The 22,510-nt window shown below is 63.5% G+C and carries 24 protein-coding genes, 1 tRNA gene and 1 pseudogene; 20 read left to right on the top strand and 6 right to left on the bottom strand.

Annotated elements, in window-relative coordinates; genetic code table 11:
• Nucleotides 1-85 precede the first annotated feature (85 nt).
• Together clpP and tig are read right to left on the bottom strand one after the other, a co-directional pair.
• Nucleotides 86-694 carry an ATP-dependent Clp endopeptidase proteolytic subunit ClpP gene (gene clpP, locus HUK68_RS06975; protein ID WP_279614294.1) on the bottom strand — a complete coding sequence of 203 codons (609 nt, stop codon included), beginning with the start codon at nt 692-694 and terminating at the stop codon, nt 86-88.
• A 124-nt stretch (nt 695-818) separates the two neighbouring features.
• Nucleotides 819-2,129, bottom strand: coding sequence for a trigger factor (gene tig / locus HUK68_RS06970; protein WP_175503541.1), 1,311 nt, complete (start codon nt 2,127-2,129; stop codon nt 819-821).
• Between the two features lie 435 nt (nt 2,130-2,564).
• Between tig and HUK68_RS06965 the strand changes: the two genes are divergently transcribed.
• Nucleotides 2,565-2,641 (top strand) — tRNA-Pro (locus HUK68_RS06965).
• Nucleotides 2,642-3,153: 512 nt separating this feature from the next.
• On the opposite strand, the gene HUK68_RS06960 is transcribed toward HUK68_RS06965, so the two are convergent.
• Nucleotides 3,154-3,378 carry a hypothetical protein gene (locus HUK68_RS06960; protein WP_175503540.1) on the bottom strand — a complete coding sequence of 75 codons (225 nt, stop codon included), beginning with the start codon at nt 3,376-3,378 and terminating at the stop codon, nt 3,154-3,156.
• A 380-nt stretch (nt 3,379-3,758) separates the two neighbouring features.
• Complete coding sequence (locus HUK68_RS06955) at nt 3,759-4,073, bottom strand: hypothetical protein (RefSeq protein ID WP_175502328.1); 315 nt, start codon at nt 4,071-4,073, stop codon at nt 3,759-3,761.
• An 86-nt stretch (nt 4,074-4,159) separates the two neighbouring features.
• On the opposite strand from HUK68_RS06955, the gene HUK68_RS06950 reads away from it, so the two are divergent.
• From HUK68_RS06950 to HUK68_RS06935, 4 genes are all read left to right on the top strand, one after another.
• Nucleotides 4,160-4,741, top strand: a complete 582-nt coding sequence (locus HUK68_RS06950) for a cysteine hydrolase family protein (RefSeq protein ID WP_175503539.1) — start codon at nt 4,160-4,162, stop codon at nt 4,739-4,741.
• 146 nt (nt 4,742-4,887) lie between these two features.
• A complete protein-coding gene (locus HUK68_RS06945) occupies nt 4,888-5,262 on the top strand; it encodes an antitoxin Xre-like helix-turn-helix domain-containing protein (RefSeq protein ID WP_175503538.1) in 375 nt (124 codons plus the stop codon).
• On the top strand, nt 5,259-5,975 hold the full coding sequence (locus HUK68_RS06940) for an RES family NAD+ phosphorylase (protein WP_244146280.1): 717 nt from the start codon (nt 5,259-5,261) through the stop codon (nt 5,973-5,975). The genes HUK68_RS06945 and HUK68_RS06940 overlap by 4 nt, the downstream gene beginning before the upstream one ends.
• A gap of 1,048 nt (nt 5,976-7,023) precedes the next feature.
• Nucleotides 7,024-7,239, top strand: coding sequence for a hypothetical protein (locus HUK68_RS06935; protein ID WP_175503537.1), 216 nt, complete (start codon nt 7,024-7,026; stop codon nt 7,237-7,239).
• Between the two features lie 303 nt (nt 7,240-7,542).
• On the opposite strand, the gene HUK68_RS06930 is transcribed toward HUK68_RS06935, so the two are convergent.
• Nucleotides 7,543-8,574 (bottom strand): phage portal protein, encoded by a 1,032-nt coding sequence (locus HUK68_RS06930; protein ID WP_175503536.1) that lies wholly within the window; start codon nt 8,572-8,574, stop codon nt 7,543-7,545.
• Nucleotides 8,571-10,318, bottom strand: a pseudogene (locus HUK68_RS06925) (terminase large subunit domain-containing protein). Before HUK68_RS06925 ends, HUK68_RS06930 begins: the two are co-directional and overlap by 4 nt.
• Nucleotides 10,319-10,637: 319 nt before the next feature.
• Between HUK68_RS06925 and HUK68_RS06920 the strand changes: the two are divergent.
• The 15 genes from HUK68_RS06920 (at nt 10,638) to HUK68_RS23220 (ending at nt 22,510) form a co-directional block, all read left to right on the top strand.
• Nucleotides 10,638-11,465 carry a GPO family capsid scaffolding protein gene (locus tag HUK68_RS06920; protein WP_175503535.1) on the top strand — a complete coding sequence of 276 codons (828 nt, stop codon included), beginning with the start codon at nt 10,638-10,640 and terminating at the stop codon, nt 11,463-11,465.
• 57 nt (nt 11,466-11,522) lie between these two features.
• Entirely contained in the window at nt 11,523-12,536 is a 1,014-nt protein-coding gene (locus HUK68_RS06915; RefSeq protein WP_175503534.1) for a phage major capsid protein, P2 family, read from the top strand.
• Between the two features lie 60 nt (nt 12,537-12,596).
• Nucleotides 12,597-13,520, top strand: coding sequence for a phage terminase small subunit (gpM, locus tag HUK68_RS06910; RefSeq protein ID WP_175503533.1), 924 nt, complete (start codon nt 12,597-12,599; stop codon nt 13,518-13,520).
• Between the two features lie 112 nt (nt 13,521-13,632).
• Nucleotides 13,633-14,127 (top strand): head completion/stabilization protein, encoded by a 495-nt coding sequence (locus HUK68_RS06905; RefSeq protein ID WP_175503532.1) that lies wholly within the window; start codon nt 13,633-13,635, stop codon nt 14,125-14,127.
• A 1-nt stretch (nt 14,128) separates the two neighbouring features.
• Entirely contained in the window at nt 14,129-14,341 is a 213-nt protein-coding gene (locus HUK68_RS06900) for a tail protein X (protein ID WP_175503531.1), read from the top strand.
• A gap of 53 nt (nt 14,342-14,394) precedes the next feature.
• The gene (locus HUK68_RS06895; RefSeq protein WP_244146279.1) at nt 14,395-14,880 is read left to right on the top strand and encodes a hypothetical protein; all 486 of its coding nucleotides are present in this window, start codon (nt 14,395-14,397) and stop codon (nt 14,878-14,880) included.
• Nucleotides 14,877-15,458, top strand: a complete 582-nt coding sequence (locus HUK68_RS06890; RefSeq protein WP_175503530.1) for a glycoside hydrolase family 108 protein — start codon at nt 14,877-14,879, stop codon at nt 15,456-15,458. The genes HUK68_RS06895 and HUK68_RS06890 overlap by 4 nt, the downstream gene beginning before the upstream one ends.
• Entirely contained in the window at nt 15,455-15,946 is a 492-nt protein-coding gene (locus HUK68_RS06885) for a lysis system spanin subunit (RefSeq protein WP_175503529.1), read from the top strand. The genes HUK68_RS06890 and HUK68_RS06885 overlap by 4 nt, the downstream gene beginning before the upstream one ends.
• Nucleotides 15,943-16,443 (top strand): phage tail protein, encoded by a 501-nt coding sequence (locus HUK68_RS06880; protein ID WP_175503528.1) that lies wholly within the window; start codon nt 15,943-15,945, stop codon nt 16,441-16,443. Before HUK68_RS06885 ends, HUK68_RS06880 begins: the two co-directional genes overlap by 4 nt.
• The gene (locus HUK68_RS06875) at nt 16,443-16,910 is read left to right on the top strand and encodes a phage virion morphogenesis protein (protein WP_175503527.1); all 468 of its coding nucleotides are present in this window, start codon (nt 16,443-16,445) and stop codon (nt 16,908-16,910) included. Before HUK68_RS06880 ends, HUK68_RS06875 begins: the two co-directional genes overlap by 1 nt.
• A gap of 89 nt (nt 16,911-16,999) precedes the next feature.
• Nucleotides 17,000-17,671, top strand: coding sequence for a phage baseplate assembly protein V (locus HUK68_RS06870; protein ID WP_175503526.1), 672 nt, complete (start codon nt 17,000-17,002; stop codon nt 17,669-17,671).
• Nucleotides 17,668-18,009: a GPW/gp25 family protein gene (locus HUK68_RS06865; protein ID WP_244146278.1), complete on the top strand. Its 342-nt coding sequence runs from the start codon at nt 17,668-17,670 to the stop codon at nt 18,007-18,009. The genes HUK68_RS06870 and HUK68_RS06865 overlap by 4 nt, the downstream gene beginning before the upstream one ends.
• A complete protein-coding gene (locus tag HUK68_RS06860; RefSeq protein ID WP_175503525.1) occupies nt 18,006-18,923 on the top strand; it encodes a baseplate assembly protein in 918 nt (305 codons plus the stop codon). The genes HUK68_RS06865 and HUK68_RS06860 overlap by 4 nt, the downstream gene beginning before the upstream one ends.
• Nucleotides 18,916-19,464 carry a phage tail protein I gene (locus tag HUK68_RS06855; RefSeq protein WP_175503524.1) on the top strand — a complete coding sequence of 183 codons (549 nt, stop codon included), beginning with the start codon at nt 18,916-18,918 and terminating at the stop codon, nt 19,462-19,464. Before HUK68_RS06860 ends, HUK68_RS06855 begins: the two co-directional genes overlap by 8 nt.
• A gap of 13 nt (nt 19,465-19,477) precedes the next feature.
• Complete coding sequence (locus HUK68_RS23220; protein ID WP_175503523.1) at nt 19,478-22,510, top strand: phage tail protein; 3,033 nt, start codon at nt 19,478-19,480, stop codon at nt 22,508-22,510.

The following is a 22,510-nucleotide window of genomic DNA, read 5'->3' as shown; positions in this document are numbered from 1 at the left end:
TACAAAAGTGTGGAGAACGATGATACCGAAATAAAAAGCGGCGCTTTCCTTAAGGAAAACGCCGCCGGCCCGGAAAGCGCCAGGATCAGCCGCGCTTGTTGATCACCTGATCGATCAAGCCATAGTCCTTGGCTTCATCGGCCGACAGGAAGTAGTCACGCTCGGTATCGCGCTGGATCTTTTCCAGCGGCTGGCCGGTCTGCTCCGCCAGAACGCGGTTGAGCTGCTCACGGGTCTTGAGGATCTCACGTGCGTGGATCTCGATTTCCGTGGCCTGGCCCTGCATGCCGCCCAGCGGCTGGTGGATCATGACCTTGGAATTGGGCAAAGCATAACGCTTGCCCTTTGCCCCTGCCGACAGCAGGAAAGCGCCCATGCTGGCGGCCATGCCGGTGCACAGGGTCGAGACATCGGGCTTGATGAAGTTCATCGTGTCGAAGATCGCCATGCCGGCGCTCACCGAGCCGCCAGGAGAGTTGATGTAGAACGAAATGTCCTTTTCCGGGTTTTCGCTCTCCAGGAACAGCAACTGGGCGACAACCAGGTTGGCAGACTGGTCATTGACCGGGCCGACCAGGAAGATCACGCGCTCCTTGAGCAGGCGTGAATAAATGTCGTAAGACCGTTCGCCACGACCCGACTGCTCGATCACCATCGGAATCATGCCCAGGCCTTGAGTTTCCAGTGCGCTCATGTTTTCTCCATTCAATGGGGTACTGTACCCAGAAAAGAAATGGGGCCTGTGCACAAAAGCACAAGCCCCAAGCTAGGGTTTTCCCGTAAAACGCAGCACGTTCACGGGAATCAGGGCCCCAGGCTTACGCTTGACCCATCAGTTCGTCGAACGACACCGACTTGTCGTTGACCTTTGCCTTGCCCAGCACGAAGTCGGTGACGTTGTTTTCAACCACCACGGCTTCGACTTCGGCCAGACGCTGGCGGTCGCCAAAGTACCAGCGCACGACTTCTTCAGGCTTCTCGTAGCTCGCTGCCAGTTCCTCGACGTGGGCCTTGAGTTGCTCGGGCGTGGCGTGCAGTTCGTTGGCGCGCACCAGTTCGGCCACCACCAGGCCCAGGCGCACGCGGCGCTCGGCTTGGGGGCGGAACACGTCTTCAGGGATCTCGGCCTTGTCGGCGTCCTTGATGCCGCGCTGCTTGAGTTCGGCGCGCGCGCCTTCGAGCAGGCGGGCCACTTCGGCTTGCACGCTGGCGTTGGGCAGGTCGAGTTCGGCCTTGGCCACCAGCGCGTCCATGACGGCTTGCTTGTTGCGTGCCTGCAGGCGGAACTTGACTTCGCGCTCGAGGTTCTTCTTGATGTCGGCGCGCAGGCCGTCAACGGTGCCGTCGGCGATGCCCAGCGACTTGGCCAGGGCTTCGTTGACTTCGGGCAGGTTGGCGGCTTCGATCTTCTTCAGGGTCACGAGGAAGTCGGCGGTCTTGCCGGCCACGTCCTTGCCGTGGTAGTCCTCGGGGAAGGCCAGCGGGAAGGTCTTGCTTTCGCCGGTCTTCATGCCGCGCACGGCGTCTTCGAATTCCTTGAGCATCTGGCCTTCGCCGACCAGGAACTGGAAGTCCTCGGCCTTGCCGCCGGCAAAGGTCTCGCCGTCGATCTTGCCTTCGAAGTCCACGGTCACGCGGTCGCCATCGGCAGCTGCTTCGTCTTGGGCGCGCTGGGCGAAGGTGCGACGCTGCTTGCGCAGGATGTCGATGGTCTTGTCGATGGCGGCGTCGTCGACTTCAGCCGTCAGCTTGTCGACTTCGGCGGTCGACAGGTCTTCGATCTTGACTTCGGGCAGCACTTCGAACACGGCGTCGAACTGCGCTTCGCCTTCAGGCGCGCCTTCCTTTTCCGTGATGCGCGGCTGGCCGGCCACGCGCAGCTTGGCTTCGCTCACGGCCTGGGCAAACGCTTCGCCGACCTTGTCGTTCAGCACTTCGTACTGCAGCGAGTAGCCATAGCGCTGTGCCACCACGTTCATCGGCACCTTGCCGGGACGGAAGCCGTCCATCTTGACCGTGCGCGCAACGCGCTTCAGGCGCGTTTCGACTTCGGACTGGATTGCGGACAAAGGCAAGCTCAGCGTGATCTTGCGCTCGAGCTTTTCGAGGGTTTCAACAGTAACGGCCATGGTTCTTCCTAATCAGGGATATGTGGACCGTGCCGGCTGCAGTGCAGCCTGCACCGTGTTCCGCAAAGTCTCACATGGATGGTGCGCGAAGGCTTCCGCGCACCAAGAAAATCAATAGCTTAGGCAGCGGGCGCGCATTCCATACAGGATGAAAGCGCCTCGCGCACTAAAAATCGAATCCGCAATTATAGCGAGCCGCCAAACGCCCCGAACGCGAGCAATGCCCGCAGCCCATCGCGGCCACCGCACCCGGCGCTGTCCGTGGGCGGGACGGCAAGGCCCGCGGCAGTGCCCTTCCCCCCGGACGGGCAATGACATTGACCGGCGCACGGACACGCCCTGCAGGCGCATCGATATCGCGGCGGATGCCGAATCAGGAAAATCGCGCCAACTTCCAAAAGTAGTGGAATGTTTGGCATACAATAGCGTTCTCGTCGGCGTGTAGCGCAGCCTGGTAGCGCACTTGCATGGGGTGCAAGGGGTCGAAGGTTCGAATCCTTTCTCGCCGACCATAGATTCAAAAGGACTTGGCTTTCGCCAAGTCCTTTTTTGTTTTCGCCGTTCACCACGGCACGCCAATCCGCATCGCCCGGACGTGGCGCCAGATAAAAAATGTCTGGGCAACCACCATTGCCCAGACATCTCAAGAAAAATCCTTGCAACCCCACAATGGCTGCCAGGATTTCCCTCCCCCGCTTCCCCTTTTCAGAACGCGAACGCCCTCCTCTCACTCCATGGAATACGCCGCCGGTTTTCGCACCGGAGCGGAAAACTGCCTCTCACCTGCCATACCCAGATCAGGAACGATATTTCCCTCCCGCATTTGCGCTGGCAAAGGACAGTGGCGGACAGGAGCAAAAAAGTCATCCTGCCCGCCACACCCAGCCAAATGAATACCCTTATCACGCAAGCAAAGCGGGATGACTCCGCGGCACCAAAGCGCGATTTGAATATTCATTAAAGCCATTTTTACAAATAATGAATTCAACGGTCAGCGCATTGACTGCGTTGAATCCATCGCCGCTCAGCCGTCGCTTTTCTGGCCCTGGCGACCTGCCTGGCCCGCCGACGACTTGTCGTCATTCTTGTGGCTTTGGCGGCCTGCCTCGGCATGCTGTTCACTGGTGCCGCCGCGGGTGCTGCCGGCGCTGCCGGCGCTGCCGGAAGTCGCGCGCTTGCTGGGATCCGCGTTCTCGGTCTTCTTCTTGTCGGTGTACTGATTATGTCCATGAGGGTTGTTTACAGCCATTTTTATCTCCTTGGAAGTTGAATGCGCAGAACGCTCTGCACGGTTAAATTCTATAAACCACTTCTTTTGGATAATGTCGTCAACAACCTACTTTCTTGCCAGACAAGCGCTTCACGAAAGGCAAGATGAATCAATAACCATGCCAGCCAATTACTGGCAGGGAAAATACGGAGATTGTCATAATAGCCGAGAGCGCGCCGGATATTCGTTCGGGTAATCACGCAAATAGAAACAACGAGTGCCTGGGGTAAATAAGCAGGGGATTACCCAGCAGGAGCCCGATCCACATGAGCCAAGCCAAAAAGCAACAAGCTCGCAGGCCGCATCAACGGCGCTGGAGCTTGCAGGGCCCGCGGCAGAGAACGAAGGATGCGGGACGGCTACTTGTTTTTCTCCTTGCCACGCGGAATCACCGTGGTGACCGGCGCCATCGGGCGGTCGGAAGGACTGCCGCCCTTGGGAGGCGAAGTGTCCTTCTTCGGCTTGCGGGACATTTTTTCGTTGCGCTGTTCCTTACCCATGATGGCTCCTGAAGATGTCTTGAAACAAGACGAATGACGCCGATGGTAAGCCACCGGCAAAGCCCCGCCCGCGCGGGATTGCAGCAACTGCGCGCCAGGCACCGGACTACGCTCCGACCGGAAAAAAAACTGACAGTCGCAGGTGTCCAGCAGAGGAATGATGAACTGGTTCACCACTCCCGGATCGACACATGACCAAGATGACCGATATCGAAGCACGGTGCACGGATCTGGCAGTGCAGACGATGCGGTAACCCACCATGACACGTGCCCGTTCCCTCAAGCAGACCGCCCTGCCGCACAGCCCCGAAGTGCTGTTGCTGGTGGATGTGATCAACCCGCTGGATTTTCCGACGGCCCAGGACATCCTGCCCACAGCGCTGCAGGCTGCGCATGCCATTGCCAAGCTCAAGAACCGCTGCACCAGGCGCGGCATGAGCTGCATCTATGCCAATGACAACTATGGCACCTGGCACAGCGAGTTCCGCGACATCCTGGCCGCGTGCCGCGACCTCAAGGGTGATCGCGGCGAGATCTCGCGGCTGCTGACGCCGGAACCCGACGACCTGGTGATCCTCAAGCCCCAGCACTCGGCTTTCCATTCCACGCCGCTGCAGCACCTGCTGACCGAAATGAAGGCCGAGAAGCTGACCATCGTCGGCTTGGCCGCGGACATGTGCGTCATGCTCACCGCCACCGACGCCCGCATGCTCGGCTACGAAGTCTGGGTGCCCGAGGATTGCACGGCCGCCGAATCGCCCGAACGCAAAAGCAATGCCTTGCAGCAACTGCATGGCGTTTTCAAGTGCTCCATCCGCCGCGCGAACCGAAGCGAGAAATAGGCTGTTCCATACATGCCGTCTTGCACAGGAGGCAAATGAAATAACTTTCACGAAAAATTTCATATGCATGACAAGCTGCCGAGATCCGCGTACCATTGGCAACAGCAAAAGCCCCTCGAACCAGCCACTTGTGCAAGGACCACACAATGCCCGCCGCCCCCCGCCCTGCTCCCGACCCCGCAGTTGTATTGACGAAAGCCACGTTGCGCGCGGCCGAACAGCTGGGCCTGAGCAGTGCCGACCTGGCGACGGTGATTGGTGTCAGTGAAGCCACGGTGTCACGGCTCAAATCCAGCGGCCGGGCCATACAGCCCCAGACCAAGGAAGGCGAACTGGCACTGATGCTGATCCGCGTATTCCGTTCGCTGGATCCACTGATCGGCGGCGATGACGGCAAGCGGCTGCAATGGATGGACAGCTACAACAAGGGACTGCTGGGCAGCCCCGCCCAGTTGATCCGCAAGGCGGACGGACTGGTCAGGACACTCGCCTATCTCGACGGCATGCGCGCAGCCACATGAAATCCCCCTGGAACCCCGCCTGGCTGACGCAGCATTGCCTCGAGCTGGGCATGGAAAACGCGTGGCGCGGCGTCGAAACCCAGTACATCGCGGCGTCGATGAAGCTGGTGGACACGCTTCAGGAACAGGCAGTGCTTGAACAGCTGCTGGAGGGCAGCAAGCCCGCTGCGCCGCCTCACGAGGCGGGCATGCACTATCTGCTGCTGAGCCCTTTTCGCTATTTTCCACAGCACAGTTCGCGCTTTCGGCCGGCGGGTCGAAGCGGTCTTTGGTATGGCTCGTCGACACTTGCGGGCGCCTGCTCGGAAATCGCCTACTGGCGCATGCGCTTCATCCAGGACAGCGCCGGCCTGGTCAACCATGGCGAACTGCTGACCGAACTGACGTTCTATCAGGCATCGGTGCGTGGACGCGCCATCAACCTGATGGCAGCGCCCTGGGCCGACCTGTCCCCACTCTGGAAACACAGCGCCGACTACAGCGCCACGCACCAGCTTGCAGAAGCCGCGATGGCGGCGTCGATCGACTGGATCCAGTATGAATCGGTACGCGCCCCCAGCTGCGCACTGGCCGTTGCCCTGACTGCGCAGGCCTTGTTTGCCGACCATGCGGCCCTGGAGCAATCGCGCCAGGAGTGGATCTGCAAGGCCACCCGGGACCAGGTGATGATGATCAGCAAGCGCGGCGACGAGCGCTTCGAGTGGTGCGAATAGCGCACCTGCCAGCGCCAGGAAAAAAGGCCGCTGCCCAAACAGGGAAGCGGCCTTTTTCGCAGCAAATACGCGACTCGCAAGGAGTCGGCACTTGCCTGATCTGGTGCGCGAGGGGGGACTCGACCAACCTTATACATCAATAGGTTACGACTAAAAAGCGGGATATGCGCGGGATGCAAACTCATGTTCAGCACTATCCGCCAAATCCCCTATCGCTTCCCTCGACACTGCAACACATACATTTGCCTCAGCCGCCTAGGGTTTGCCCGACGACTATCCTTCGCCCTCTCGAAAGCATCAACAGTACACTTCCATCCGTAGAAATTCGATCGTTTAAAACGGAGGGAAATCTCATGGCCTATGGAGTTATCTGCACATTTGACTTGAAAAATGCCTCTAGTGCTGACTATGCAAATGCTTATGCAGCACTTGAGGCACTTGGTCTCCGTCGAGCGCAAGGCAATACTAGCGGTGGACAAACCGTTATCCCCACTACTACGGTTCTTGGGTCTTACACCGGGGCCAGTGCTGATGCCATCCGAGATGATGTGCGGGGCAGGATCAAGGCCGCTTTCCAGGCACGAGGTTTTCGTTCGGAAATCTTCGTTGTGGTGGGCGGACAGGATTGGACCTGGGGCTCCACTACGTCCTAAAGATAGAAATCGTCGCTATGTCGTCTGCTAGAACCCTTTAGTCGCCTAGGCAGGCCACGCCATCAGTAGCGAGCCTGAAGCGTCGCGGCGGGGACTCAAAATCCCCCGCCGCAAGGCGTGCCGGTTCGATTCCGGCCCCGGGCACCAGATCAAAAAGCCGTTAAGTCTCAATGACTTAACGGCTTTTTTCATTTCCGAATCAGGACCTGGCCGGCGCCAAAATAGGCGCGAAAAAACAAACCGTAGGCGCAAAGAACTAAAGCCGCTTCCCCGTCCGCATCTGCAGTGCCGCCCACTGCCATCGTTCAAAGAAAATGTTTTGTTGCAACTGTAAGTACAAGTCCGCACCTATATACTGTACGGAAATACAGTAACAAGCTTTCCAAGGTGGCGCTATGCGTTTGATCCAGGCAGTTCGAGACGAAGTGGAGACAGCGAGTGGGAGCGTGGATGCGCTCTGCGACATCCTTGCGGCAGCGAGCGACGAGACCATTCGCGCATCGTCTGTGCGAGCGCTGCTGCAGCCGGTCGCGCGCCAGCTGAACATGGCCGCCAGCCGCATTGCAGACCATGTGGAAACGCCGCCACCAACCGACAACACTTTCCCGTAATTTTCCGTAACGTGAAAAATCCTCGGATCGCATCGCCCCGCCAGGACTGGCGCGGAATCGCCGGTGCCGACCAACTCGTAATTTGCGCGCTGCGAAGCGGGGAGGCGCGGCGGGGGCGATGTGGCGCGCCGCGGGGTAAAGGGTCACGGCTTTGGGATGGGGGGCCAAAAGGCCCATCCGCCCCCAAAATCGGGCCAGGAGGCCGCGCGCGCGGCCCCGGCGGGAGGTGGGGTGGTCCAGGCGTGAAAAAGGGCGCCTAGGCGCCCTGGTGAGGTGGGAAGACGGCTGCGGTGGTTTGGCGCGTCAGCTTGCTCCCTGCCCGCCGGGCTGGTACGGCTCAAACCGGACCACTTCATCCCCGGCCCAGTCATTGAGCGTCTCGAAAAGCGTCTGCAGCGGCGCGATCTCGTTTTCCATGAACACGCCCAGGGCCTCCTTCGCATTGCCGAAGCCGCCGGTGTTGTTCGGGATGATGCCCAGCAGCCCAGGCGGAACCCGGTGGGCCGCCAGTACATCGGCCATGCTGGCGCTCTTGATGGCGCCGAAGTCATCCTTGGCCGCCACCTCGCTGACCGGGATCAGCTTCAGGCCTTCCGGCTTGCCATTGGGCGCGTGCACGAACAGATTGCGGAAGTTGCCTGGCCCTTTGGCACGGCGCAGCTGCTCGCGCAGCGTCTCCACATCCGCGTTGCCGATAGCCCCGTCGGTCAGGTACATGATGAAGCCAGCATGGCTGCCGTTCTCGTAATAGCGCCGGCGGAACATCGTGGCCGATTCGTTGAGCAGCGCGGACTGCAGCGCGCTCAGATACTCCGGCAGACCGTAAAGCTCTTGGTTGATATCGGGCTCGCGCAAGTGGAACACCGAATGCGCTGGGAATTCATGTTCCTCGTTCCAGTTGGGCACGTAGAAGTAGCGCTTGTCCTTGCCCCGGCGCGTATAGCGACTGAGCGCGTGCTCGAAACGCATGGTCCGGCCGGTGACGGCGCGCCGCCCTTCCAGATAGCCATTGCCGAACACCAGGAAATCAAGCGCCCATGCCTTGAAGGTCTCGCGCGACAGGAGCGGATGCGGGATGAAAGCCGCGGTCAGGATGTTGCGCTTGAGGTAGATCGCCGAACCGTGATGCGGCGAAGCGCGAAACGCGCCGGCCAGCCCTTCCAGCGGGAAAGGCGGCTCATACCAGCGACCGTTGAACATCGCTTCGACGTAATCGAGCAGGCGTAGGCGGCTGATGGGTTCGGGCTCGCCGAAGGTGAAGACCTCCAGCCCAGCAGACTGGTCGGCGCCGGTAGCTGCGGCGTGATGGGTGGCTTGAGGTGCGTTCGTCGTCATTCGTAGATCTCCACAGAAGAATTTCCGCCGAGGACATCCCCGGCCAGGTTTTCGTTATCCAGTGCGTGCATGACCGCCCAGGCCAGATCGGCGTGGCCAATGGCGTCTGAGCGGCCGGATTGATAGGTCACATGGCGCTGGCTCGGCGTCAGCACCTTCTTGATGGCCATGAAGGCCGCAGCCACATCGGTGCAGTCCGCGTCCATTTCCAGCCGGCCCTTGGTGATGACCTGCTGCGCCTTGAGCACCAGGCGCGACTTGAGCGCCAGGTCATAGTGGTAGGAGCGGGCCTGCCGGATAGAACTTGATGACGTTCTGGTAGACCCCCTGACCAAGGCCGGTGGTGTCGATGCCCATGAACGTCACGTTGTACTTCTGAGTAATGCTGCGGATGTACTCGGCCTGGGCCTCGAAGTCCGCGCCGCGGAACTGCTGGCGGTGCAGCAGGCGGAACCTGCCGCCCGGCACCTTGGGCGGCGCAATGACCACCAGGGCGGCCGTGTCGCCCGTGTGCGATGGGTCATACCCGACCCAAACCGGCTCCCAGGCAAAAAGGACGTTCCGCTGTCGGCTTGAAGTCGTCGGCCCAGACTTCCCACGAATCCACCATGCAGGCCTGCATTACCTTCAGGCTGAAAATCGAATTGCTGTCGTCGATGAAGTCGCACATGAACAGGTTGGCGAACTCGTCGTCGGGATACTCGGCCTGCAGCTCGGCCAAGTCGAACAGGTTGCACCCCTGGCGCAGCGCGTCCTCGATGGTCACGATATGGCGGAAGCGGCCATCCAGACAGCGCATGCCGGCGGCCAGCGCCTTGTGGCTGAGATCCAGCTGCACATGCTTGGACCTATCCCGGCCGCGGTTGCGGTCCTCGCCAGTCCAGAAGGGATAGGCCTCGTGGCTCTTGGCGGAGGGCGTTGAAAAATAGGTCTTGCGCCAGTGCTTGTGCGTAGCCATGGCGCTGGCCACCTTGTTGAGTTCCTTGAAATTCCCGGTCCAGAAGAACTCGTCGAAGTAGAAGTCGCCGCTTCGGCCCTGGGCGGTCTTCGCGTTGGTGCCCAGGAAATGCAGTTCGGCGTTGTTCCAGAGCACCATGGGGTCGCCACTAAGGTCGACATCCACCTCGCGCGCAAACGCGATCATGTAGTTCTTGAACTGGTGCGCCTGGGCCTTGGATGCCGACAGGAAAATCTGGTTGCGGCCCTCTGTGACCGCGCGGATCAGCGCTTCGCGGGCGAAGTAGTAGGTTGCCCCGATCTGCCGCGACTTGAGCAGAATGCGCGTGCGCTCCTTCTGCGCCTCGAACCATCGGTTCTGATAGCCGAAGTTCCCTTCATGGAACAGCTCGACCAGGCGCTCGATCTGCTCGGCCGAGAACTCGTTGCGCTTGGGCTTGCGCTTCGGCGTGGCGTTGCGCCTGGCGATGTTGGGGTTGAGGTCTCCTTCCTTGCCGGTGTCCTGATAGCGCTCGATGCGCGCGGTGCGCTCCAGCTGGCGGCCCAACAGGTCGATTTCCTTGAAATCGCCGCCGCTCTTTTCCTCTTTCATGATGAGCTGGACCATGCGCAACTCGAGCGCGCCATTCACGCGCTCCAGCGGCGTGAACTTGTCCCATTCCTCTGCATCCCGCCAGCCGTAGACCGTGGTCGCCGGAATGCCCAGCTTCTCGGCGATCAGCTTGGGCCGCCAGCCCTGCCAGTAGAGATGCCGCGCCACGGTGCGCGGCTGCGAGTCGGTGACCAAGGCGGCGGCCTGGCGCGCGGTGCTCTGGGCCTGCGCTTGTGCGATCACCAGCGCGCCGAAGTCGGCCGCCGGCGGTTCGGCCGCGGCAACCGGGACAGGATCGCCAGCGGCAACAGGGACGCGCGCGCGTCCCGGGGTCTTCGTTTGTGCCATGACGGCAAGTCTTCCGGCTGCACCCGCGATCAACCAGCACTCGCATCCGTCCCCGGCCGCGCCACACATGGCATTGCTTGAGAGGGCCAGGACTGCCGGACACCATGGAAGTCCACAGTCATCCCAGCAAGTTCATCGCAAGTTCACCAGCGAGGTCCACACCACCATGCCCAAGAAATCCAAGTTCTTCCGTGTCGCCGTCGAAGGCGCCACCTCCGACGGCCGCACCATCGACCGCGATTGGCTGCTGCAAATCGCCAAGCACTACGACCCGAAGCTCTACGGCGCACGCGTCAACATGGAGCACATCCGCGGCTATGGTGCAAGCAGCGATTTCCGGGCCTACGGCGATGTGCTGGCCGTGAAAACCGAAGAAGTCGAGATCGGTGGCAAGAAAAAGCTTGCGCTGCTGGCTCAGATCGACGCCACCGACGAACTGGTCGAACTGAACAAGCGCAAGCAGAAGCTCTACACCTCGATCGAGGTGCGCCCGAGCTTTGCCGACATCGGCGAGGCGTACCTCGTTGGCCTGGCCGTCACCGACAACCCGGCCAGCCTGGGCACCGAAATGCTGGCCTTCGCCGCGCAGCACCCCGACGCCAATCCGTTCGCAGCGCGCAAGGAACACCCGGATGACCTGTTCACCGCGGCCGAAGCCTTCACGCTGGAAATGGAGGAAGAAGCCGAAGCCAGCATGGTGGCCAAGTTCAAAGCACGTCTCGAAGGCGCAATCGCCAAGTTCACGGGCAAGTCCCGCGCGGATGACGCACGCTTCGACGCCATTGCCGACGGCATGCAGGAATTCGGCGACAGCTTCGCAGAGCACGCCGACGAGGTGGACAAGTACCACGCCAAAACCGACGCATCCCTGCGGTCGTTGCGCGCCGACGTCGACAAGCTGAAGCAGCAGTACACGCAACTCGACCAAACGGAACAGCTCAACCGCCGCCCCCCGGCTACCGGTGGCGACGGCCAGCAGCAGGCCGACTTCTAAGCGCACCAGCCCCATCCCCGCCACCTCACCGTCCCACCATCCGACAAGGAAACCCCTATGCGCAACGATAGCCGCCGCGTCTTCAACACCTATATGGGCCGCGTCGCCACACTCAACGGCATCGACCTGGCAGATACCAACAAGTCGTTTGCCGTCATCCCCAGCGTCCAGCAGAAGCTGGAAACGGCAATGCAGGAGTCCAGCGAGTTCCTGAGCAAGATCAACGTCATCCCCGTGACCGAGCAGCAGGGCGCCAAGCTGGGCCTGTCGCTGTCCGGCCCCAGTGCCGGCCGCACCAACACGGCGACCAAGGAACGCCAGACGCGCGACCTCACCGACATGAGCGAGCGCGGCTACATCTGCACGAAGACCAACTTCGACACCCACCTCTCCTACGCAAAGATCGACGCCTGGGCCAAGTTCCCGGACTTCCAGGTCCGCGTGGCACGCATGCTGGCCCAGCGTCAAGCACTGGACCGCATCTGCATCGGCTTCAACGGTACGTCCATCGCGCCCGACACCGACATTGCTGCCAATCCGCTGCTGCAGGATGTCAACAAGGGCTGGCTGCAGCACCTGCGCGAGGAAGCGGCCGAGCGTGTGCTTTCTCAAGGCAAGGCAGGCGGCAAGTTGCTGATCGGCAGCGCTGGTGACTACAAGAACGTGGATGCCGCAGTCTTCGACGCGCGCGAGCTGTTGGACCCCTGGCACCGCAACAACCCGAACCTGGTCGTAATCCTGGGCAGCCAGCTGCTGCACGACAAGTACTTCCCACTGGTCAACACCAACCAGGCCCCCAGCGAAACCATGGCGGCCGATATCGTCATCAGCCAGAAGCGCGTGGGCGGCCTGCAGGCCGCGCAGGTGCCGTTCTTCCCCGAGGACGCCATGCTGATTACCACCTTCGACAACCTGTCGGTGTACTGGCAGGAAGGCGGCCGCCGCCGCCACATCAAGGAAAACCCGGCGCGTGATCGCGTCGAGGACTTCCAGTCCAGCAACGATGCCTACGTGATCGAGGACGTTGGTCAGGCGGTGCTGGTGGAAAACATCGAGTTCGCCGACGCATAAGCCGCACTGGGCCGCCCTGCGACGGGCGGCCCGCCTCCGCAACCCACACCAGACATCACCATGGCACTCACCCCCGCCCAGCGTCACCGCGCCCGCGTCATGGCCGAAAAGGCCCAGGCGGCCAGCCCGTTCGGTATCGAACTGCAGGGCAGCGACTACCAGCTGATGCTGGCCAAGCTCGCCACCGATAAACGCACGCTCAAGACCCTGCAATCCGTGCAACTCAAGCGCCAGACCAAGGCGCAGTTGCTGCCCGAATACCTGCCCTGGATCGAGGGTGCATTGTCCAAGGGCCAGGGCGCGCGGGATGATGTGTTCACCACCACCATGGTCTGGGCCATCGACGCTGGCGCCTACGGCCTGGCGCTGCGCATGGCGGCCTACGTGCTCCAGCACAAGCTGCCGCTGCCCGACCAGTACCAGCGCGGCGCCGCGGCGGTGCTGCTGGACGAATACGCCGACGCCTACCTGCGCGGCCAGTGGCAACCACTGCGCCCAGGCACCGACGAGAAAGGCCAGCCAGCACTGGTGGCCGACGAAACACACCCGGCCGAACACCTGACGGCCCTCGCCGGCCTGACCACCGGCCAGGACGCGCCCGACCAGGCCCGCGCCAAGTTGCTCAAGGCAACGGCCTATGCGCTGCTGGGCAAGATCCAGACCGCCGAAGACCCACAGTTGGACGGCTTGCCGCCCGAGATCCTGGGCGATGTGCTGGCCCTGCTGGTGCAGGCGCTGCACCTCGACGCGCAATCCGGCGTGAAAAAGGACATCGAACGCATCGAGCGCAAACAGCGCGCACTGGCCAACCCTGCCTCACCCGCTTCCCAGGCAGTGCAAGCGGCAACCGACCAGGCCGGCACACCAACCGCCACGGCCGACACCGCCAAGCCCAAGCCGGCCACGGCCGCAGGTCGGGGCAAGCCTGCCGCCAAGCCCGCCCGCCGTCCCGCGGCCAAGACGGGAAACGCCGCAAAGACCTGACACCACCGAGCACCCCCAGTGCCGGGCGGCTCGCCAGGCCGCGCGAAGGTTCATTCCCTGCAGCAACGCCTGGCGACCACCGCCCACCTATTCACCGCAGCCACGCATCACCATGACCTTTTTGATTGCCAACGGTCCCCCTATCGTGAGGACCAGCCCGCCTGAAGACCCGGCACCGCTCGGCACCCTGTCGGCGGGCGGCTTCTGGCCCGAGATCGACCTGGCGAAGCTGCGCGCCGACGTTGCAATCGATGGCGTCGTGACGGCGGCGCGCCTCGAGCATGCGGCCACCGATGCACTGGCGAATGTCCTTGATGAACTCGGCCCGTGGGCCATGGCACAGCAGGCCACAGGCTATGCAACCCTGGCCAGCGTGCCAGCCGATGCCATCAATGGCGTGAGCGTGCAGGTCCGCCGCTTCGAGCGGGCCGTGTATGCCTACGCCAAGGCCAACATCACCGAACGCTATGCAGATGCCGACGCCACCGGCAGGGCCGAACGCGGCGATGCCGGCCGGCGCCTGTCGGCCGATGACTACCGCCGCGATGGCCTGCATGCGCTGCGCGACATCCTGGGCGTGTCACGCATGACATCGGAATTGATCTGACATGCCCACCACCGTACGCACCCAGCAAGGCGACACCGTGGATCTGCTGTGCTGGCGACACCTTCGCACCACGGCGGAAGTCACCGAAGCTACGTTCGCGCTGAATCCTGGTCTGGCTGCCTACGGCACCACCCTGCCCATGGGCCTGCAGGTCACCCTGCCCGACCTGCCCGCCGCCCCCACCGCAACCCAAACCGTAAAGCTATGGGACTGATCCGCCCTCACCCTCTCACCCACCACCGCTACCACCAACCGACGCGCACCACCATGACCGAACCGACCTCCGCTGCCGGCACCTTCGCCGGCTACAAGATCGCCCTTTTCTCGCTCCCCATTGCGGCCAGCCTCCTGGCCTTCTGGCTGGGCCTGCGCTTCGTGCCGCTGCGCGTCACGGACCCCCGAGGCGACCTGCTCAACCGCGTGCTGGCCTGCCTGGTCAGCGGTTTCGTTCTCGGCGTGCCCGCACTGGTCATGCTTATGCAGCACTGGCCGGGCATCTTCGATGCCGGTGCGCGCCTGGCCATCCTGGCGGCTCTGCCGGCCATCGCGGGATTCTTCGTCATCACCGGGTGCGTGTTTGTGGTTTGTTCCATTCCTGGCCCGTGGGTAGTCGCCGGAGTGTTCCTGTGGCTGAAACGCAGCGAGGGCAAGACCATCACGGAGATCGCGCGGGACGCGCGGCAGGAACTGGCCGAGTCGAGCCGCGGCGCGTCTGCCGGCAGCAACGCGAGCGCGACAGGAGGCCGTCCATGACCGCCGAGACCATCCGCTACATCGATGACCTTATCGAGCGTGAAGGCGGCTACGTACATGACCCGCAGGATTCCGGCGGCGAGACCAATTTCGGCATCACGGTGGCCACCGCGCGCGCCTATGGCTACAAGGGCGACATGCGCGACCTGCCGCGCGAAACCGCGCAAAGCATCTACCTCAAGCGCTACTGGGTCGAACCCGGTTTCCACCGCGTGGCGCAGCTGTACCCTGGCCTGGCCGACTGCCTCATGGATTTCGGCGTGCTCGCGGGCCAAAGCACCGCCGTACGCCATCTGCAGCGCGTCCTCAATGTGCTCAATCGCAACCAGGCCGACTACGCCGACATCACGGCGGACGGTCGGATCGGCACGCTGACCCTGGGCGCCCTGCAGGCGTTCCTGGGCAAGCGCGGCCGCGAAGGCGCGAACGTGCTTTTCGGCATGGTGGCATCGCAGCAGTCGAACTATCTGCTGGAGTTGGCGGAGCGCCGCCCCAAGGACGAACGCTTCCAGTACGGCTGGCAACTCAATCGCGCACTGGGCGAACTGCTGAGCGACAAACAGTTCCTGCCCGCATGAAAGCCGCCGCCACATTGATCCTGAAGACGGTGCTTCCACTGGCCGTGCTGGGCGCACTCTACTGCGCCGACCAGCGCGGCGAGGAACGCGGCCGCTTGCAGGCACAAAACAAGCAGCTGGACGGCACCGTGCAGCAGCTATCCGAAGCCCTGGAGCGTAGCGGCCAGCTGGCCGACTCGCTCGAACAGATCCTCGATACCAACCGAACAGGACAGAACGATGCGAAAAGCTCTATCGACAGCCTGGCTGCTGGTCTGCGCAGCGGGTCTATCCGCCTGTCAGTCCGCACCGCGCCAGAGCCAGGCCCTGACGCCGGCGCCGAACGTCCCCGCCCTGGGAATCCAGAAGCGCGCGCCGAACTTGACCGAGAGGATGCTGAAGCGCTTCTTGGACTCACCGGCGAAGGCGATGCCGCCATCCGGGATCTCAACACCTGTATCGACGCCTACGGCGCCGTCCGGGCAATTGTGAACAAGGCCGCACCATGAAGAAACCGCACGCGCTGCGCGCATTCCTCGCCGGCGCGGTGCCCGCGCTGCAGACCGATCCGCAGCGCCTCAAGATGTTTGTCCAGGGCGGCCATATCGTGGCGCGCAGCGGCGAAACGCTTTCTTTCGAGTACCGCTACACGGTGCGCCTGATACTGCTCGACTTCGCGGGCGATCTGGACCTGATCGCCGTTCCGCTTCTGGCTTGGCTACACACCTACCAGAACGAACTGTTCCAGAACAAGGAGCGCGCCGCCAAGGCTATCCGCTTCATTGCTGAGCCACTGGCCGACAACCTGATTGATCTGGAAATTGAGGTCGATATGACCGAAGCCGTGGCCGTGGAAGAAGGCCGCGACGAACAAGGCCGGCAGACCCTGACCACCAGCCACCGCGGCGAGACCTACAGCCCCAAGCCCTACGCCGAAGGCGACTACACCCTATACCTTGGCGGCAAGATCGGGGCCGAGTGGCACACCACGCAAGGCATCGGGTAATGGCCGAGTCCGTCGATCAGATCGCCGAATGGGCCACGCCGCTGCTTGCGCGCCTCGCGCCGGCCGCGCGCAAGGCTGCCATGGCGGAGGTGGCCGACTATCTCCGGCGCAGCCAGACCCAGCGCATTGCCAGCCAGCGCAACCCTGACGGCACACCCTATGAGGCGCGCCGGCCCCGCGCGTCGCTTGCCGCCAGCAGGGGCAGCATCCGGCGCGGGATGTTCCTGGGCCTGCGCAAGGCACGCAACCTGCAGCGCAAGGCCACCAGCGACTCGGCCATGGTCGCAATGCAACCGCGTGCGCTGCGCGTGGCGCGCGTGCACCAGTTCGGCCTGACCGACAAGGTGGACCGGCGCGACCCGGGCAGCCCGTCGGTGCGATACGCCCGCCGCGAACTGTTGGGTTTCACGGCCGCCGACCTCGAAACGGTCGCAGACATCCTGATCCGGCACGCAATGCCGGGCTGATCGGCTGTGATCGCGGCCCGCTTCCGTCCAGGCCACCGCCACACATAGGTTTCCTCGCGCGCCAGAGCGCCAAACGGCAAATTAGGGGAATGTCTACGCCCGACCCCATCCTTGCCCTGTCCGAGCTGCAGCGCCTGGTGCATAACCTCATTCGCGTGGGCTCCATTCATGAAGTGGACCATGGCGGCCCAGGCCAGCCCGCCCGGGTGCGTGTGCAGATTGGCGAGTTGGTCACCAACTGGCGCCCTTACCACGAATGCCGCGCAGGCGGCACCAAGACCTGGAACCCGCCCACCGTGGGCGAACAGGCAACAGTGCTTTCCCCCAGCGGTGACCTGGGCGCCGCCGTGGTGCTGGTCGGCCTGAACAGCACCGGCAACCCAGCACCGAGCAACGACCCGAACAAGACCGTCAGCCAGTACCCAGACGGCACCGTCGTGGAATATGACCACGCCTCGCATGCCCTGCTGGTGACGCTGGTGGCTGGTGGGGCAGCCACGCTTGCCGCGCCCGGCAGTGTCACCGTGGACAGTCCCGAGGTCACCATGACCGGCAACTGCACCGTGGATGGAACGCTGACCTACAAGGGCGGCATGCGTGGCAGCGGCAAGGCCGCAGGCGCCACTAGCTCGGCGGAAATCGACGGCACGATGCGCGCGAGCGAGGATGTGGTGGCCGGCGGCGTCAGCCTTCGCAACCATACCCATCCGGGTGTGCTGCAGGGCGGATCGAACACCCAGCCACCAGGGGGCGCCGCATGATGAACGCCACCACCGGCCGCAGCATCGCATGGGCCGAACACATCGGCCAATCCATCGCCGACATCCTCACCACGCCCATCGGGTCGCGCCTCATGCGCCGCGGCTACGGCAGCTACATCCCGCAGATGATCGACCAGCCGATGACGCCGGCCAACATCCTGCGGCTGCAGGCGGCAACGGCCCAGGCCATCATGAAGCATGAGCCGCGCACCCGGCTGCGCCGCGCCACGCTGCAGCTCGGCGCCGACGGCCGGACAGTGCTGACCATCGAGCGGACCGACAAGGGCCAATCGAGCATCACGCGCCAGACAGTCGAACTCCGCGGGAGCCAGGCATGAGCAGCGCCCAACTGATTGACATGAGCAAGCTGCCGGCCCCGACCGTGGTCACGGTGCCCGATGCCGAAGCCATCCTTGCTGCGCTGAAAGCCGACCTCATTGCGGCCATGCCGGTCGAGCTGCGAACCCTCACCGCAGCCACGCTGGGACTCGAATCCGAGCCGCTGACAAAGTGGCTGGAACGCCTGGCCTACCAGCTTGTGGTGGAACGCAGCGCGCGCAACGACAGCGCGCATGCTGTGATGCTGGCATACGCCCAAGGCAGCGACCTCGACCAGCTGGCGGTGTTCTTCGGCGTCCAGCGGCTGACCATCACCGAGGCCGACCCCGCCGCCGTGCCGCCGGTCGCGGCAGTGATGGAAGATGATGCGACCTTTCGCACCCGCATCCAGCTTGCGCCGCGCGGCTACAGCGTGGCCGGCCCGGTCGGCGCGTACGTCTACCACGCCAAGACGGCCGACGGCCAGGTGCTCGATGCCGCGGCCACCAGCCCCTCACCCGGCACCGTCATCGTGTCCGTGCTGGCGCGCGATGGCAGCGGCGTCCCGCCGCAGGCGCTGCTGGCCAAGGTCGCCGCGGCCGTGAATGCCGAGGATGTGCGTCCGCTCACCGATGAAGTCATCGTGCAGGCGGCCGGCATCGTGCCCTATCTGATCTCGGCCAAGGTCTACACCCTGCCCGGCCCCGATTCTTCGAGCGTGCTGGAAACCGCGCTGATGCGCGTGCGGGCTTACGCCGAAGACATGCACCGCATCGGGCGCCGGCCCACGCTGTCCGGCATCTATGCAGCGTTGCACATCGAGGGCGTGCAACGGGTGGAACTGACCAGCCCGACCGCCGATGTGGCGGTGAGCGAAACCCAGGCCAGCTGGTGTACAGCCATCGACGTGACCTATGGGGGCACCGTTGACTGATTCGCTGCTTCCGCCCAATGCCTCGGCGCTCGACCGCGCGGCCGAGAAAATCATGGCGACGCACCTGTCGGCCATTCCCCAGCCTCACCGTGCGCTGTGGAATCCCGACACCTGCCCGCTCTCCCACCTGCCATGGCTGGCCTGGTCCATGGGCGTCGAAGCCTGGCGTACCGAGTGGCCCGAAGCCATCAAGCGCGCCATCGTGCGCAATGCCATTCAAGTCCAGCGCCAAAGGGGAACCATCAAGAGCGTGCGCGACACCGTGGCCAGCTTCGGCGGCGCGATCAGCATCCGCGAATGGTGGCAGACCACCCCCAAGGGCACGCCGCATACCTTCGAGCTGGTCTTCACCATGACCGGCCAGGACGGCGCGCAGTCGAGCGCCGCGTTTGTTCAAGACGTGATGGCCGAGGTGGCGCGCGTCAAGCCGCTGCGGTCGCACTTCACATTCATCCAGGGGCTCAACGCCTCGGCATCCATCAAGCTCGCAGCGGTCGGCCGGCCCATGGCCTATGCCCGCCTCGACATGGCCGCGCAGTGATCGGCGAATCCACATGAACATCATCTTCAAACTCACCACTGCCGGCCGGCAAGCCCTCATCAATGCCAAGCAGGACGGCAGCCAGGCGCGTACCATCACCAGCGTGGGCGTGACGGCCGCCACGTTCACACCGACCGACGCGCTGGCCAGCATCCCAAACGAAATCAAGCGCCTTCCGTCCATTGCCGGCGATGTGGTGGCCAAGGACACCATCCACATCACCATCCGCGACGATGGCGAGGACACCTACACCGTGCGCGGGCTGGGCGTCTACCTCGATAACGGCGTGCTGCTGGGCACCTACAGCCAGGCCGCGGTGATCCTCGAAAAGTCGGTGGCGTCCATCCTGATGCTGGCGACCGACATGCGCGTGCTCGACGGCAGTGTCGACATCAGTACGCTGCATTTCGGCGAAACCAACTTCATCAATCCCCCGGCCACCACCGAGCGCCAGGGCGTGGTGGAACTGGCCACCGCGGCCGAGGCCGAGCAGCTGAAAGACGGCCAGCGCGCGATGACGCCGGCCAGCGCGGCCAAGCTGTTCAAAGATCGCGCGCTGGTCTCCACCAGCATCAAGGCCGGCACAGGCCTGAAAGGCGGCGGCGACCTGGCCGCTGATCGCACGCTCGAACTGGACAAGTCTGGCGTGACCGCCGACAGCTATGGCACCGAGACCGAGACACCCGTATTCAAAGTGGACGAATTCGGCCGGGTTATCGAAGCGGGAAAAAAGACCATCAAGCCCAGCTGGAGCAACGTGCAGAACAAGCCGACAACGCGGAACGGCTACGGCATCACCGATGCGGCTCCCAGCGACCATGTGGGTTCGCGCGGCGGCGCGCATGCCCTGGCGACCACTACGGAGGCGGGCTTCATGTCCGCGGGTGATCGCACGATGCTCGACGCCCTACCCCAAGACCTGGCCAACCGCGTCGCCATCGAAAGCGGCAGCGCTGTGCTGATCGAAGGCCAGAACGTCAACGACCTGCGCCGTACAGGTTTCTTCCGCGGCCACAGCATGCCAGGTGCCCCCAGCATGGGATGGTGGTTTGTGATCCACATCCAGCACGGCTGGGATTGGGCAACGCAATTCTTCACGGCGTTCGGCACCGATAGCCAGTACACACCCGGAACGTGGTTCAAGAGAATGCGCACGGGCGCGGCCGGCTGGCAGGCTTTCCAGCGCGTACTTGACAGTGAAAATTTCAACAACTTCGCACCGACCCTTACGGGCGCGGGCGCCATGGGCACCTGGCCTGTGAGCATCACCGGCGATGCGCAGACCCTGGGCGGCAAGGGCCAAGCCGACTATCAACGCTATCGGGGATCGATCACAGCGGACCAGATGGATGTCGCTCTCGACCGTGGCACCTACCATGTCCACAAGGGCAATTACTCCACCGCCCTGGACACGATTGCCGCCGGCGGCTCGACCTCTCGCGTGCAGACCGAATACAAGTACGACGGGGAAGTGCGTTGGCGCGCGCGCATCGATGACGCAGCTTTTTCGCCGTGGTGGTATTCCCTGCACTCGGGAAACTTCAACAGCTATGCGCCCGCGCTCAACGGTGCCGGCGCCTATGGCACCTGGAGCATCCGTTCTTTGGCGGCCAACTACGCGGACAACGCGGCAGCCGTGTCGTGGGGCGGCGTCAGCAGCAAACCGATCTATCTCATGTCGCATGCGGGCGGGGCCGCGCACGCCGACACCATGGCGCCAAATACCGCCGGATTCACGCGCAGCGCCGGGGCGCCGTATTCGGGGCCAGTAGTGCGCTTTGCCGGGGCCGCCGACAGTGCGTCGAATTGCAGCCTCTGGCTGAACGCTCTTGCCGGGGACAGCCATCACATAGCAGCACGCACGCAGGCGGAGGATGGCTCCATCGGGCCATGGACCCGGCTGGCTCCGTATCGCGAACGCTCCGAATGGGTAGCCAACAACACCGCGCAAAAGCAGGTGGTGGGGCAGATTGGCTGGAACGCCTACGGCAATGGCCACACCATCATTGAAGCGAGCGCTGGGGTCGCGCCTGACGGAGTAGCCGTCAACCGCGACACACCCACATTCAGCCCGCAGAAGGCAGTCGCCGACGGGGTGGCCATCCCCACACTCATGGGCTACAACGGCAGCAAGACCTACCCGGTGCGTGTGGCTCTGGCGCAATACATGGACCGCGGCCAACACTGGTCCCAAGATGTCGGCGCGTACGGCTCCGCGGCCGCTGGCATGGTCCGAGAGAACGCTCATGCAAGCTCTACACAGACCAGCAACGACTACGCACCACGCTGGGCCTTCCAGTGGAACAGCCGCGTTCTCAACCAGCTTGGCATGGACGCCAACGGCATCTTCCACATGTGGGGAGACTGGGCGCGGGACGGCAAAGACGATCACCGTGATCTATGGCTGCGGCACCTGCGCACGCTGGGCAGTGTCACCGTCGACGAATCGCTTACCGTCGCAGGCTGCACTGGCGGCGTGGTCCCGCCCGGCGCTTACCTCGACTATGCCGGCGAAGGCAACCCCGTGGGCTACTTGCGCTGCAACGGCGCAGCCTACTCGCGCACCGTCTATGCCGCCCTCTTTGCCGCTATTGGGACGCGGTACGGCGCGGGTGACGGCTCCAACACCTTCAACGTGCCTGACCTGCGCGGCCTGGTATTGCGCGATCTGGACGAAGGCCGCGGCGTCGATGGGGGCCGCGTGCTGGGAAGCTATCAAGCCAGTGCGCTGGGATCGCACACCCACACCGGCACGACTGTCGGCGCGGGCGACCACACACACGCCGGCTACACCACCAGCGGCGGCGAGCACGGCCACGTAATGCGGCGCGATTCGGGCGGCGGAACCTGGGACGGACAACTCGGGATTGTCGCCGCCGAAGGCTGGGAAGGGCTTGTCGCAACCGCCGAAGGCACCGGGACCCATGCCCACGGTGTGCAGACCTATGGCGGCGGTACGCACTCGCACTCCTTCACCACCAACGCAACCGGCGGCAGCGAAACCCGCATGGCCAACCTTTCCGGCCGAGCTTTCATCAAGTACTGA

The organism is Comamonas antarctica (assembly GCF_013363755.1).
Classification (GTDB): domain Bacteria; phylum Pseudomonadota; class Gammaproteobacteria; order Burkholderiales; family Burkholderiaceae_C; genus Comamonas; species Comamonas antarctica.
This window is presented reverse-complemented; position numbering and strand designations above follow the sequence as displayed.